At 46.7% G+C, this 13,578-nt stretch carries 12 protein-coding genes, 1 rRNA gene and 1 riboswitch; of the genes, 2 read left to right on the forward strand and 11 right to left on the reverse strand.

Annotation, left to right across the window (positions count from 1 at the left end):
• Position 1 precedes the first annotated feature (1 nt).
• The 9 genes from purS to C161_RS04295 all read right to left on the reverse strand — a co-directional run bounded on the left by purS (position 2) and on the right by C161_RS04295 (position 8,860).
• Positions 2 to 247 carry a phosphoribosylformylglycinamidine synthase subunit PurS gene (purS, locus tag C161_RS04260; protein WP_017690695.1) on the reverse strand — a complete coding sequence of 82 codons (246 nt, stop codon included), beginning with the start codon at positions 245 to 247 and terminating at the stop codon, positions 2 to 4.
• Between the two features lie 570 nt (positions 248 to 817).
• Positions 818 to 1,690 carry a phosphoribosylaminoimidazolesuccinocarboxamide synthase gene (locus tag C161_RS04265; RefSeq protein WP_036668396.1) on the reverse strand — a complete coding sequence of 291 codons (873 nt, stop codon included), beginning with the start codon at positions 1,688 to 1,690 and terminating at the stop codon, positions 818 to 820.
• Between the two features lie 235 nt (positions 1,691 to 1,925).
• A complete protein-coding gene (purB, locus tag C161_RS04270) occupies positions 1,926 to 3,224 on the reverse strand; it encodes an adenylosuccinate lyase (RefSeq protein WP_036668399.1) in 1,299 nt (432 codons plus the stop codon).
• On the reverse strand, positions 3,221 to 4,423 hold the full coding sequence (gene purK, locus C161_RS04275) for a 5-(carboxyamino)imidazole ribonucleotide synthase (protein WP_036668401.1): 1,203 nt from the start codon (positions 4,421 to 4,423) through the stop codon (positions 3,221 to 3,223). The genes purB and purK overlap by 4 nt, the downstream gene beginning before the upstream one ends.
• Positions 4,420 to 4,905: a 5-(carboxyamino)imidazole ribonucleotide mutase gene (gene purE / locus C161_RS04280; protein WP_017690699.1), complete on the reverse strand. Its 486-nt coding sequence runs from the start codon at positions 4,903 to 4,905 to the stop codon at positions 4,420 to 4,422. The genes purK and purE overlap by 4 nt, the downstream gene beginning before the upstream one ends.
• A gap of 194 nt (positions 4,906 to 5,099) precedes the next feature.
• Positions 5,100 to 5,201: riboswitch (purine riboswitch) on the reverse strand.
• Between the two features lie 270 nt (positions 5,202 to 5,471).
• Entirely contained in the window at positions 5,472 to 5,906 is a 435-nt protein-coding gene (locus C161_RS04285) for a universal stress protein (protein ID WP_017690701.1), read from the reverse strand.
• 222 nt (positions 5,907 to 6,128) lie between these two features.
• On the reverse strand, positions 6,129 to 6,392 hold the full coding sequence (locus C161_RS04290) for a DUF1294 domain-containing protein (protein ID WP_017690702.1): 264 nt from the start codon (positions 6,390 to 6,392) through the stop codon (positions 6,129 to 6,131).
• Between the two features lie 126 nt (positions 6,393 to 6,518).
• Positions 6,519 to 6,656 carry a hypothetical protein gene (locus C161_RS32715; RefSeq protein ID WP_017690703.1) on the reverse strand — a complete coding sequence of 46 codons (138 nt, stop codon included), beginning with the start codon at positions 6,654 to 6,656 and terminating at the stop codon, positions 6,519 to 6,521.
• A 74-nt stretch (positions 6,657 to 6,730) separates the two neighbouring features.
• Entirely contained in the window at positions 6,731 to 8,860 is a 2,130-nt protein-coding gene (locus tag C161_RS04295; RefSeq protein WP_036668403.1) for a DNA topoisomerase III, read from the reverse strand.
• Positions 8,861 to 9,227: 367 nt separating this feature from the next.
• Here C161_RS04295 and C161_RS04300 point away from each other — a divergent pair, with 367 nt between their 5' ends.
• The gene (locus C161_RS04300) at positions 9,228 to 11,162 is read left to right on the forward strand and encodes an amidase family protein (protein ID WP_036668404.1); all 1,935 of its coding nucleotides are present in this window, start codon (positions 9,228 to 9,230) and stop codon (positions 11,160 to 11,162) included.
• 174 nt (positions 11,163 to 11,336) lie between these two features.
• On the opposite strand, the gene C161_RS04305 is transcribed toward C161_RS04300, so the two are convergent.
• Positions 11,337 to 12,344 (reverse strand): ketoacyl-ACP synthase III, encoded by a 1,008-nt coding sequence (locus tag C161_RS04305; RefSeq protein WP_036668405.1) that lies wholly within the window; start codon positions 12,342 to 12,344, stop codon positions 11,337 to 11,339.
• 300 nt (positions 12,345 to 12,644) lie between these two features.
• Between C161_RS04305 and C161_RS04310 the strand changes: the two genes are divergently transcribed.
• The gene (locus C161_RS04310) at positions 12,645 to 13,199 is read left to right on the forward strand and encodes an NADPH-dependent FMN reductase (protein WP_036668406.1); all 555 of its coding nucleotides are present in this window, start codon (positions 12,645 to 12,647) and stop codon (positions 13,197 to 13,199) included.
• A gap of 183 nt (positions 13,200 to 13,382) precedes the next feature.
• On the opposite strand, the gene rrf is transcribed toward C161_RS04310, so the two are convergent.
• Positions 13,383 to 13,499 (reverse strand): 5S ribosomal RNA (gene rrf / locus C161_RS04315).
• Positions 13,500 to 13,578: the final 79 nt, after the last annotated feature.

A 13,578-nucleotide genomic window follows, 5' to 3' on the forward strand; every position in this document is an offset into this window, starting at 1 on the left:
ATTAACCCTCCAATTCGTAGCGGTAATCTTCAACAACGGTGTTGGCCAGCAACTTTTCACACATGACTTTCAATCGTTTCTCCGCTTCCGCACGATCTGTTGTATCCAGGTTCAGTTCCATGACTTTACCGATCCGTACACTTTCCACTTCGTTGAATCCCATTGAATGCAGGGCTCCTTGAACAGCTACGCCTTGCGGGTCGAGTACGCTTTGCTTAATAGTGACATATACGGTTGCTTTGATCATGATCCTTATGTTCCTCCTCAGTAATGAACGGGATAAATGCTTTATGCTGTTAAACATGGGGTGTGGAGCTTGCTCCAGGGCGGATTGTTCTTTCCGGTCGCTTGTTGTCCCCAGGTTTTTTGATTGTTTTGGCCCGCTGTGCGGTCAAAACCCGGGGACAAAGGCGAACGCTATCGCTCCTTTAAGAACAATTCCGCCCCTCCGCTAGTCCATGCGACGTTTTTTAAAGGCCTAAACCTTTTACGTTGCACGGTGTGTAATGGTCTAGCCTGACCATTCCTTCAAAACAGTGAATGGCGAATGGTCTTTAAGTTACTTTAGTAATTAGTGAATTTAATTCTCTTAATTTTTCAGGCTTCCCCTACCTGTGGGAAGCCACCGCTCTTAATTGCCTCACCCACCAGTTTGAACACTGGCGGAGGGAAAGATTTGAGCTAGAGAAACGAAGTGCTCGCCTTTGCAACCGGAATGTTTCCTTTTGAAAAAAGGATTCCAATCAAAACATTCCGGGGGCAACAGCGATCGAAAGCCAAACTTTCCCATAGCCTCTCGCTCAAACGTTAAACTTTATTATTTCGTTAAACGGTTATAAATATCGACGTATCTTGCGGTTGTTGTCTTTACTACCTCTTGTGGAAGTGGATCAGGTTTGCTGTTCTTGTCCCAATCGGTTCCGGCGAGATAGGTGCGCACTGGCTCTTTATCCATGCTGTCGATCTCGATGTCGAGTTCATAATTCTCTTTGGCCCAGAAGCGTGAAGCATCTGGGGTGAAGATTTCGTCAATCAGGATGACCTTGCCATCCACGATGCCGAACTCGAATTTGCAATCTGCCAGAATGATGCCACGCTGATCACAGTAATCACGGGCGAATTCGTACAGGCGCAAGCTTTTTTCCTGAAGCTCAACTGCGAGTGCGTCTCCCACCAGTTCTTTCATGCGATCCATTGGGATGTCCTCATCGTGACCAACATCGTTTTTGGCTGCCGGTGTGAAAATAGGAACTTCGAGCTTGGCGTTTTTGCGAAGTCCATCAGGCAGTTTAATGCCATTCACTTCACCACTCGTCTCGTATTGTCTCCATCCCCCACCCGTGATGTATCCACGCACGACACATTCAATATCAATGCGTTCTGCTTTGCGGGTTACCATGATGCGGTCTTTGAGCAATTCAGGGTCTGTGATGAGATCACCCAGTTGATTCACATCGGTATGAACGACGTGATTCTCCATCATGTCACCCGTCAGTTCGAACCAAAAGCTGCTGAGTTTATTCAGTACGTTTCCTTTCTCGGGAACCGCCGGGTCCAGCACGTAATCAAATGCCGATATACGGTCCGTAACCACGATCAGAAAATGTTCACCCAGATCGTACAATTCACGTACTTTTCCTTTATATAACAGAGGTGCTTTAACGAGATCTGCCGCAGTGGACAGTGCCATGGGCTCACCTTCTTTCAGGAGATGTAAGGCTAAGGACAGAATCCTGATGGTGCGGACTCCACTCCGATGACAGAACAATCTTCCGATCGCTGTTATCCCCAGATTTTTTGATTCCACTTTTGCAAAGTGAAAATCCGGGGATAAAGGCGAACGCTTTGCTTCTTCAGCTTATTTCTGTCCTCTGCGTTCCCTGCTGAACCATCATTCTGCGCTATAGCCTTATGGGACTTATATATTAATCGTTCAAGCCGAGCTTTTTGAAGATGGTGTCTACGTGCTTCAGGTGCCATGACGGGTTGAATGCATCTGCGATTTCTTCTTCGTTCAGCACTTCCGTGATTTCCGGTGTGGATTTCACGATATCCTGGAACTGGCGTTGTTCTTCCCATGCTTGCATCGCACGTGGTTGAACGGTATCGTATGCTTGCTCGCGGCTGAAACCTTTGTCGATCAGCTTTGTCATGATGCGACCGGAGAATGGTACCCCGTAGGTGCGCTCCATGTTGCGTTTCATGTTTTCAGGGAATACCGTCAGGTTCTTCACGATGTTACCAAAACGGTTCAGCATGTAGTTCAGCAGCATCGTTGCATCCGGTAGAATGATACGTTCTACAGAAGAATGTGAGATGTCGCGCTCATGCCAGAGCGTTACGTTCTCGTATGCGGATACCATATGTCCGCGAATGACGCGGGACAGACCGGAGATGTTTTCACTACCGATCGGGTTACGTTTGTGTGGCATCGCAGAAGATCCTTTTTGACCTTTAGCAAAAGCTTCTTCCACTTCACGGAACTCACTCTTCTGTAGCGCACGTACCTCTGTAGCAAACTTGTCCAGGGACGTTGCGATCAACGCCAGTGTAGCCATATATTCTGCGTGACGGTCACGTTGCAATGTTTGAGTCGAGATCGGCGCAGGTTTCGTGCCCAGCTTCTCGCAGACAAACTCTTCAACAAACGGATCGATGTTCGCGTATGTTCCAACTGCGCCTGAGATTTTGCCGTATTGTACATTGTCTGCTGCATGGCGGAAACGCTCCAGGTTCCGTTTCATCTCTTCATGCCACAATGCCATTTTCAGTCCAAATGTCGTTGGTTCCGCATGCACACCGTGCGTACGTCCCATCATTGGTGTGTGCTGATAAGCCAATGCTTTTTCACGAAGAATTTCAATGAAATTCACGATATCCTTTTCCAGAATCTCATTCGCTTGACGCAATACATAACCTAGAGCCGTATCTACGACATCCGTGGAAGTCAGTCCGTAGTGCACCCATTTCCGCTCCGCACCCAGACTTTCAGATACCGTACGTGTAAATGCGATAACGTCATGACGTGTTTCTTTTTCAATCTCATAGATGCGATCGATGTCAAAAGATGCGTTCTGACGAAGCAATGCTGCTTCTTCCTTAGGGATAACACCCAGTTCGGCCCACGCCTCACATGCACAAATTTCAACTTCCAGCCACGATTGGAATTTGTTCTCTTCGGTCCAGATGGCTCTCATTTCGGGTCTGCTATAACGTTCAATCATGAATTTGTATTCCTCCAGAGATTAGTTTGTTCAATCCATTGCAATCCTTCTTCAACATCCTGACAGAGCAGATTCACATGCCCCATCTTACGTCCTGTTTTTGCTTCGGTTTTACCATATATGTGAAGCTTGGGAATCACACCGAGCTCTATCGCTTCTACATCAGGTTGCCCTGTTCTGGCGATAATGCCTTCCAGATGTTCTCCAAGCACATTGACCATAACAACCGGACTCAATAACGAAGTGTCCCCAAGTGGTAACCCGCAGATGGCACGGATATGTTGTTCGAACTGAGAAGTCGCACAAGCTTCCATCGTATAGTGACCAGAATTATGCGGTCTTGGTGCCAGCTCATTGACGTACAGTCTTCCATCCGCCGCTACAAACAGTTCCACAGCCAGCAGTCCAACAGCCTTCATCGATTCTGCCACCGCTGCTGCCAGCTTTTGCGCTTCAATCTGGATATCTGCGGCAACTCTAGCCGGTACAATTGAAGCATGCAAAATGTTGTTCACATGAATGTTCTCCGCTGGCGGGAACGTTTTGATCTCCCCATTTGTACTACGCGCTACAACGACCGATATTTCGCATTCAAACTTGATGAATTGTTCCAACACCAGTTCCGCACCAGTAGCCGCAAGTTCTTCGTATGCCGCAACAGCCTGACTTGCTTCCCGGATGACCCGTTGACCTTTGCCATCGTAGCCTCCAGTCACCGTCTTCAGTACACAGGGCACTCCAAGTTCGCTAACAGCAGCAAGCATCGTATCCGCACTTATGATTTCCCGATAAGGCGCGACTCTCACTCCGGCGGCTTCGATCGCACGTTTTTCACGCAACCGATGTTGTGTGGTGTACAGTAACGCACTTCCTTGCGGAACGTAAGACTCACGTTCAAGCAGCCCAGCCACTTCTGCATCTACATTTTCGAATTCATACGTAATGACATCGCATTGCCGAGCCAGTTCAAGTGCAGCTTTGGCATCGTCATAACCAGCTTCAATCTGACGAGCAACTTGACCACAAGGTGCATCCGCAGCGGGATCAAGAGTAACGAATCGATACCCCATTGCCGTTCCTGCGAGCGTCATCATCCGTCCGAGCTGTCCGCCTCCAAGAATGCCGATGGTTGTTTTCCCGGGCGGCAGGACTTTTTTTAGCTCTCCTGCTATACCGGATTGGTTCCCTGCTCTATTCATAGTTCTTCACTACTTTCGAGTACTTCTTGTTTGATGCGCTCTCGGCGAGCTTCAGAGCGACGTTGGACATCCGGGTCAAAAGCACCGATCATTTGAGCTGCCAGCAATCCTGCATTGGTTGCCCCTGCCTTGCCAATCGCCACAGTTGCGACGGGAATACCACCAGGCATCTGAACAATGGACAACAAGGAATCGAGACCGTTCAATGCTTTGGATTGAACCGGTACGCCAATGACTGGAAGCATCGTTTTGGCGGCAACCATACCGGGTAGATGTGCTGCCCCGCCTGCCCCTGCAATGATCACCTTAAATCCTCGATCAATCGCCTGCTCTGCGTATTCAAACATCAGATCCGGTGTACGATGGGCGGAGACCACCTTTTTCTCATACCCAATCTCCAGTTCGTCCAGCACCTCGCACGCATGTTTCATCGTTTCCCAATCCGACTTGCTGCCCATAATTACAGCGACTTGCAGTGACATGAATACATCCAACTCCCGTCTGCGCTTTTTTGATTACATCTGACTATTAAGGAACTCTTATTACGTGTGAAATGAAAAAATCCGCTACCCGCGAAAACATCACATTTTCTCCGGACACCGGACTCCAAGAAATACGTATCCCTCATTTGGGCATGCCAAAAGGGGGCTTGCTGTCCGCATCTGGTTTCATGCGACTCTCAGCCGTATCTCCTCGTAGTCCGGAAATTTACGGTTCCCGGGTAGATACTTCCGGGCCCTATTCCCGGCGTTATACGAGCAAATATCTATCAAACTATCTTCGTTCATTTTTGTAATCTCTTATTACATATTTCGTTCCTACTCGACCTTATTCTTACCTGATCGACACATCTAACATTCTAACAATCCCCTACAGCTAATGTCAACTTAAAGACGAACATTTAACATATTGACAAATATAATGTTCGGGAATTGCTTCTTTAAATTCGCTTAACCATCCATTTCATCCCATAAAAGAAAGCCGGCTCCTCTTCAATCTCTCGAAGACAACCGGCTTCCTGCTTTTCAGTGCGTACACACTTCATCCATTATTTTACGATCAGTACTGGAACCCGCGCATGTTGCACCACATTGTGACTGACACTACCCAGGACAAATTCCCGAATACCACCCAGTCCGCGGCTACCAATAATAATGATATCAGAATCATTCTCTTTGGCAAAATCAAGCAATACTTCCGCAGCTGCTCCTTGAATCAGGTCCACATTGGCCGTTACACCCGCAGCCTGAATTCGCTCTTTTGCTTCATCTGTCGTCTGTACCGCGAGATTGTAATAGTCATTATTAAGTGAAGGTGGCAATGGAGCCAGTCCCTCACCAATAAATACACGTGGGAAATCAAAAGCATGAATGACATCCAGTACTGCATTTGGGGACACTTTAGCTAGCTCAATCGCACGATCAAGTGCTTTATTTGAAGCTTTGGAACCATCATAAGCCACTAATATTTTGGAAAATAACATGTGAATCCCGTCCCTTCCTTTATATGTAGAGCACGCGAAGCAAGCTTCGGTCTGACATGTAATAAACTAACAGTTAAATAACAGAACCATGTAACTCCTTAAACGTTCCAGAGCCACAATGAACCATTTATACGAATGAATTTACATATCAGACGAATTAATGATACACCTTTCACTTCAGCGTAAGTCTTGTTCGAATGGTTACGCATGTGTTCCATGTGTTCATTGAATAAAGTAACCATAGATTACCGCATTTAAGAATAACAACAATGGAATGCCAATGGTGAAGCTGGGATGTTTAGTCTTATGCCTTTTCCGATACATCGCGATCCAGACTCCCAAAGCACCGCCTATAAATGCTAATAAGAATAACGTCCGTTCGGGTGTACGGTCACGACGCTGTTGCGCACGCCTCTTATCATCCGACATCACCAGATAACCAACTACATTAATAAATAAAAACCACAATATAAGTCCGGTTTGCATATAATTCTAGCGATCCCCCTGTCCCGGGACATCTCCCTGTCTCCATTATAGTCCTCATCAGAGACATGTTCAACGCACCGGATAGGGAAACGCAATTTTGTGTAATAACGCTAACCTCGCTCTAACCTAGGACTCCTGTTTTGGAATACCGTTCAGGCTTGGTGCTCTTTTGGCTGCTTTGTCCGGGCGCACAGCGATACTCTCTTCCCGAATACTGTCTTTGTTTTGCTGGTTATGGATCTTCTCTGGTTTGTTATGCGGCATGTAGGTATCACCTCCTTGGCTTACGTTGCCTGAAAACGGAGGATCTTATACGACTTCAACTACCCTCAAGCGTGTTACTCTCCCTTTTTCTCCATAGCCGCCTTCAGCAGATCTCCAAGGTTAGACCCAATGGACTCCTGCTTCGCATATTGTTTCACCAGCTTTTGCTGATCGCGTTTGTTCACATGCTGTTTATCCTTATCCAACGTTTCTGTAATACCACAAGGTAGACATTGTACGTATAACCCCGCCTTACCTTCTTTGATTTCCATCTTTTTGTGGCACTGCGCACAACGACGATTGGAGAGTCTCTTTTCTGCCGAACGACGATACCCGCAGTCCTCGGTAGGACATACAAGAAACTTGCCGCGCTTGCCTTTCTTCTCCAACAACCGTGCGTTACAGTCCGGGCAATGGCTATTGGACACATTATGCGGCTTGTACTCTGCTTTGCTGCCTTTTACGGTGGACACCAACTCTTTCGCCATTGAACGGATACCATCCAGGAACGGCCCCGGTTTCCCTTGCCCACGAGCGATGCGTTCCAGTTCAGCTTCCCAGCGGGCAGTCAGATCCGGTGAACGAAGCTGCGGGGCAGCCAGTTCAATCAACTGTTTTCCTTTACCGGTTGGATGCATGCTGTTGCCTTGACGATCTATTGTATCGGAACTGACCAGCTTCTCGATAATATCCGCACGTGTAGCTGGAGTGCCGAGTCCATGCTTTTCCATCTGGGAAAGCAAAGCAGCTTCGGTATACCGTTTGGGCGGCATCGTCCGTCCACTTTTAATATGGCAACGCTGAACCGTCACGGACTGCCCTTGCTGCACATCTGGCAAAAGCGCACGCTCATGGTCTGCTGCATCATCAGTACGGTCATCGTCATCATCGCTGTAATCGCCGCCGTATACTTCACGCCATCCACTTTCTTTCACCGTTGTACCTTTAACATGGAAGGAGTCATTCCCCACCTGAACCGTGATCGCAACCGAATCGTACTTCGCTGCCGGATAGAATAGGCTGATAAAACGACGTACGATCAGATCGTACAGTTTGCGTTCCTCTGGATTCAATTGATTCAAAAGTACCGTCTGCTCCGTTGGGATAATCGCATGGTGATCCGTAACTTTGCTGTCATCCACAATACGTTTGGTGATATCCAGATTTTTGCGCAGCAAAGGACGTGCCAAAGACGCATAAGGTCCAATGGCTACACTATCCAGCCGTTCTTTCAACGTAGCTGTCATGTCCGAAGTGAGGTATCGACTGTCCGTACGCGGATACGTCACAAGCTTGTGCTGTTCATACAGACGTTGCAGGACATTTGATGTTTGCTTTGCAGAGAAACCATACTTCCGGTTGGCATCCCGTTGTAGTTCCGTCAGATCATATGCCAGTGGATGCGGCTCAACCTTCTCGCTTTTCTTCACTTGGGCAATCGTGCCCTTGCGCCCATCTACCCGTTTCTTCAATTCTTGTGTTTCTTGAGGGTCGAAAATTCGTGAATCTCCTCCAGCTGCCCGCCACACAGCCTGAAAACCTCCCATGTCTGCCGTTAACGTCTCATACTCCTGCGAGCGGAAACCGTTAATTTCATTTTCCCTGTCCATAATCATGCCCAAGGTCGGAGTTTGTACACGTCCAGCAGACAACTGGGCATTGAAACGAACGGTTAATGCACGGGTCACGTTAAGTCCGATCATCCAGTCAGCCTCCGCCCGGCAACGTGCAGATTCATAGAGGCGGTCGAACTGACTGCCTGGCTTCAGCGAAGCAAATCCGTCTTTGATCGCCTTATCTGTCTGGGATGAAATCCACAGGCGTTTAAAAGTTTTTTTCCACCCCGCCATCTGCATGATCCAACGAGCCAGCAATTCTCCCTCACGTGCTGCATCGGTCGCAATGACCAGTTCGCCTACATCCTGACGTTTCATCAACTGCTGCACGGCTTTATATTGATGGTTGGTCTCTTTAAGTACTTTCAATTTCGTACGATCTGGCAGAATGGGCAGGTCCTCCAGATTCCATGTTGCATACTTTTTGTCGTAATCCTCGGGTTCAGCTAATCCAACCAGATGTCCAAGCGCCCAGGTAACGATATATTTCGGGCCTTCCATATAACTTTTATGTTTATCACGCGCACCCATAACTCTGGCTATTTCGCGTGCTACAGATGGTTTTTCTGCGAGTACCAATGTCTTCACTTCATATCTCTTCCTCTCTGTAATGCCTTATGTCTCTTCTAATCCTATCTTTTCATTATATCATTTCACGGTAAAGGTATGCTCTGTCTTCTCCCTTTCCCAATCTACTTGCATTCTGTAACCTCATGTTTAAACAATATGTCGTATTCATGTCACTTTTAATTACATTATTTCGTTTGATAGTTTTCCTGAGTACACGAAATCAGAAGCATCAGTAAGTATTAACACTGTAAAGTATTGATGTATACGTTTTTTTGGATAAATATAAACCTTGTAAGATTACCTGACATAACTATACAATGTGTCAAAAGCATAGAAACAGAATCGCTACACACATCAATGAGACACAGGAAGGGAGCGTGGATGCATGACTTATCATGGATCTGTATTGAAAAAAAGTGGGGCTTTGTTACTGGCAGGTGCTGTTGTTGCCACAACATGGGGAGAAACGGTACCTTCGGCATCAGCCGCAACGGCAACGCCTACGAGTAAAACAACAGTAGCAGCTGTATCCAAAGGAAAAGCGCCAGCAACTCCGGTAGCATTTGTTCAGGCTATGGAAGAAGCGGCTACACTTGCAGGTGTTCCTTTTACCATGGACAAGCTCTCCGGCACAACCGTACAACGTAAAGATGCTGCGGTCGCCTTGCAACAATGGCTCAAGCTGGATTCGACTACCGTATCATTCAAAGATGTCCCGGATGAAGCCACTTTCGCAGGTGCTGTTGGTGCATTGAATACGGCAGGGCTAATGAAAGGTTATACCGATTCCCTCTTCCTTCCAAACGCTGTACTTACCGAGAATGACCTCTCCATACTGAAAGACCGCATTTATAACTACATAAAACCGTTTGTCCTGGAGGAAGCAACCATCATGGATCTCCAGACTGCAATGACGCAAGGAAAACTGACATCAAAAGAACTGGTTCAAAAATATCTGGACCGCATTGAAAAATACGATGATCAAGGTGTAAGCATCAACGCCGTATTAACCCTGAACCCGGATGCACTCCAAATTGCGGAGCAATTGGATGAAGAACGTGCAGCACAAGGTGCCCGCGGGCCTCTGCATGGCGTTCCGGTTTTGGTAAAAGACAATTTCGATACCAATGACATGCCGACAACCGCAGGCTGTATCTGTCTGAAAGATTCCATTCCTGCTCACGATGCTGAACAAGTGAAGAAACTCAAAGCAGCTGGCGCCATTATTTTGGGCAAAACGAACCTGCATGAATTCGCATTCGGCATAACGACATCCAGCTCATTGGGTGGACAAACACTGAACCCTTACGCCCTGGATCACTATCCAGGTGGATCAAGCGGTGGAACAGGTGCAGCCATTGCATCAAACTTTGCTGCAGCCGGCATGGGTACAGACACTGGTGGTTCGATCCGAATCCCATCCAGCTTCAACAGCCTTGTGGGTATCCGCCCAACCATCGGACTGTCCAGCCGTGAAGGCATTATCCCATTGGCTTTGACACAGGATGTAGGTGGGCCTATGGCTCGTACGGTTAGTGACACTGCAATCATGTTGGATGCTACAGCCGGCTATGATAAAAAGGATGTCGCTACAGCCTACGCGGTTGGCAAAATTCCATCCAGCTATACAGACTTCTTGGATGTAAACGGACTGAAAGGTGCACGCATCGGTGTGGCCACAGAACTCATCCCAAGTAACAAAGCTGAAGAAAAAGCCGTTGCTGACGTGATCAACACCGCTGTGGAAGAACTGAAGACACTGGGCGCTACCGCAGTTCCCATTTCCATCCCGAACTTGACTGAGATCAACAAATACCCAAGTCTCAGCGGATATGAATTCAAGTTCCAACTGAATGACTATCTGGACTCATTGGGTGCAGACGCTCCATATCACAGTCTGTCCGAGATCATCGCTTCCGGAGAGTTTGATAAGTCACAAGAACAATCAATGAAGACTCGGGATGCACGCCAAACGTTGGAGACTACCGAATACAAGGACATCGTCCTGAAACGCACCCAAGTTACACGTGAGTCCCTGCTGAAAGTTATGGCAGACAACAACCTGGATGCCATCATCTATCCTACGTCCACACAAGCCGCTGGTGTTATTGGCGAAGGACAAAACTCCGGTGGTAACAACCGATTGAGTCCTTTCTCCGGCTTCCCGGCGATTACGGTCCCTGCTGGTTTCACAACTGATGGTTTGCCAGTAGGCATGGAATTCCTTGGTCGTGCCTTTGATGAAGGAACCTTGATCAAGCTGGCTTACAGCTACGAACAAGGTACACATCACCGCCAAGCGCCTAAGCTTACGCCGTAAAATATTTATGGGATTAAGCAATTCCGGTTAACACAAAAAATAGATGCAATCATATCACTTTTTTGAAACGAGTTAACCCACTAAAGAGACCACCTTCTTCATGACAGCATGAAGTTTGGGTGGTCTCTTTTATGTTCTCTATTTATTTTTGTGTTGCATACCGTCGGATGTTACTCATTCCTGAACGTTGTCCGGCACGCCCCATTTCAGCACCAGACCTGCGTACGTCAGACCACCGCCAAAGCCAAAGAGAGCTACGCTCTGTCCTTCTTTCAACTTCCCTTCATCCACTGCAATCTGTAGCGCCAGCGGAATGGAAGCGGCAGATGTGTTCCCACGATACTCGACACTGGTTAAAGTACGTTCCAAAGGAACCGGACCACGTTCGCAAACAGCTTCAATCATTCTCATGTTGGCACTATGAGGGACAAACCAGTCAATCTGGTCAGGGCTTAATTCAGCTTTCGTTATAAGTTTACCCAATTGCTCTGGAATCGTCCGTACAGCCCACTTATAAATCTCTCGCCCATTCTGAACTAAACAACCTTCGCCCTGTAAAGGCACACCATTCATCTCCGAAGACAGACCACTCTTATAGAGATGTACACCGCCTTCTCCATGTGTACCTGATATGGCTGCCATAAAGTCACCTTCAGCACCCGATGATCTCTCCACCAAGAAGGCCCCCGCTCCATCACCAAACAGTACACAAGTCGTGCGGTCTGTGTAATCCGTAATTTTGGATAATGTCTCTGCTCCAACTACCAGTACTTTGCGGTACATTCCACTGGTCACCAGACTGTCGGCTAGCTGTAAACCGTAGGTAAAACCTGCGCATGCAGCATTTAAATCCAGTACACCCGTGTGTGGGATCTTAAGATTAGCCTGTACTCTGGATGCCGTACTTGGGAAAGCATATTCAGGTGTACTTGTAGCCACAAGGATCATATCCACATCTTCTACACTTACATCATAACGATGTATCATATCTTCTACAGCCTTCGTAGCCAGGTCAGATACAAATTGATCTTCAGCTGCAATTCGCCGTTCTCTCATACCAGTACGCTGTACAATCCATTCGTCACTTGTCTCGACCAATTTCTCCAGATCAGCATTCGTTAATATTCGATCCGGTACATACGTCCCCATTGCCGTGATGGTTGCCTTTGATTGATGCTTCATACCGGTAGTCACCTCACTTGTTTTTTACCATTATAGCACTAAGTCTTAGTACTTGGTACTAATTTTATAAAATATTTATTATGATTCTTTCGTTAGTTGTTTATTTTAAAGTGATCTCTTCATTCTATTACCCAGAGCAATACAAACGATGGCATGCATTTTGATGAAGAATTGTGGATTTTCCCTGACTAACATGAAGAATGTCTTAATTATATGCGTTTTTTATAGACAGCTCATTCAAACAGGAGGAAAATAAACTAATTGCCCTACATTACTAAAGAATAGAGATGATCTATATCCATGAAAAAAGAATTAAATATCCTTGCCATTTCCGGAAGTCTGCGCAATCAGTCCTCCAATACGTTACTAATGCACGCCATGATTAAACTGGCTCACACTAACCTTAAGTTTGAAGTATATGATGGATTAAATGATCTGCCGCATTTTAACCCTGACCTCGATGTCGAGGAGGGTCCAGTGTCCGTACAGAACTTGAGAGCCCAACTTAAGCATTCGGACGGTGTCCTTATCTGCACGCCAGAGTATGGAAACGGCGTTCCTGGGGTCTTAAAAAACGCACTAGATTGGGTTGTATCTTCTGGAGAATGGCTCAATAAACCCACCATTGTCATTGCTGCTTCCCCAAGCCCCATGGGAGGTGACAAAGCCCATGCTTCCTTATTGCTCACACTAAACATGATTAATGCACAAGTTCTACAGGAGGGCTGTTTAACCATTCCTCATATTACATTGAAAATGAACAAACAAGGCGTCATCATTGATTCGGAAACCCAGCATGCATTGCAGAACTCCCTTACAATCCTTGGGGAGGCTTGCAACCAAATGAAAGTATAGACAGATGTTGTACTTAAATCGATGAAAGAGAAGAAATGATCCTTTTAAAGTTATTTAACATTCTCATAAATATTGAAATAGTAAACAGCCTTGGTTATTTACCAGGGCTGTTAAGGTTTATATAAGTATTTAGGATTAAAATAAAAAAGACACACTCGATATCATCAAGTGTGTCTTTAGATTGCTTGGCGGCGTCCTACTCTCCCAGGACCCTGCGGTCCAAGTACCATCGGCGCTAGAGGGCTTAACGGTCGTGTTCGGGATGGGTACGTGTGGAACCCCTCCGCCATCGCCACCAAACGCATAGCTTACATTCAGAGATCGTTCTCTGAAAACTAGATTCGAAACGAAACATGCGAATTACAACTTGCTATTGGAT

Origin of the sequence: Paenibacillus sp. FSL R5-192 (genome assembly GCF_000517845.1) — a bacterium.
GTDB classification, from domain to species: domain Bacteria; phylum Bacillota; class Bacilli; order Paenibacillales; family Paenibacillaceae; genus Paenibacillus; species Paenibacillus amylolyticus.

What these genes read in the sequence shown, in the direction of transcription:
- C161_RS04300 (WP_036668404.1), top strand. Translation starts at nt 9,228, where the DNA reads ATGACTTATCATGGATCTGTATTGAAAAAAAGTGGGGCTTTGTTACTG.
- C161_RS04290 (WP_017690702.1), bottom strand. Translation starts at nt 6,392, where the DNA reads ATGCAAACCGGACTTATATTGTGGTTTTTATTTATTAATGTAGTTGGT.
- C161_RS04265 (WP_036668396.1), bottom strand. Translation starts at nt 1,690, where the DNA reads ATGGCACTGTCCACTGCGGCAGATCTCGTTAAAGCACCTCTGTTATAT.
- C161_RS04305 (WP_036668405.1), bottom strand. Translation starts at nt 12,344, where the DNA reads ATGAAGCATCAATCAAAGGCAACCATCACGGCAATGGGGACGTATGTA.
- C161_RS04285 (WP_017690701.1), bottom strand. Translation starts at nt 5,906, where the DNA reads ATGTTATTTTCCAAAATATTAGTGGCTTATGATGGTTCCAAAGCTTCA.
- purE (WP_017690699.1), bottom strand. Translation starts at nt 4,905, where the DNA reads ATGTCACTGCAAGTCGCTGTAATTATGGGCAGCAAGTCGGATTGGGAA.
- C161_RS32715 (WP_017690703.1), bottom strand. Translation starts at nt 6,656, where the DNA reads ATGCCGCATAACAAACCAGAGAAGATCCATAACCAGCAAAACAAAGAC.
- purS (WP_017690695.1), bottom strand. Translation starts at nt 247, where the DNA reads ATGATCAAAGCAACCGTATATGTCACTATTAAGCAAAGCGTACTCGAC.
- purB (WP_036668399.1), bottom strand. Translation starts at nt 3,224, where the DNA reads ATGATTGAACGTTATAGCAGACCCGAAATGAGAGCCATCTGGACCGAA.
- C161_RS04310 (WP_036668406.1), top strand. Translation starts at nt 12,645, where the DNA reads ATGAAAAAAGAATTAAATATCCTTGCCATTTCCGGAAGTCTGCGCAAT.
- purK (WP_036668401.1), bottom strand. Translation starts at nt 4,423, where the DNA reads ATGAATAGAGCAGGGAACCAATCCGGTATAGCAGGAGAGCTAAAAAAA.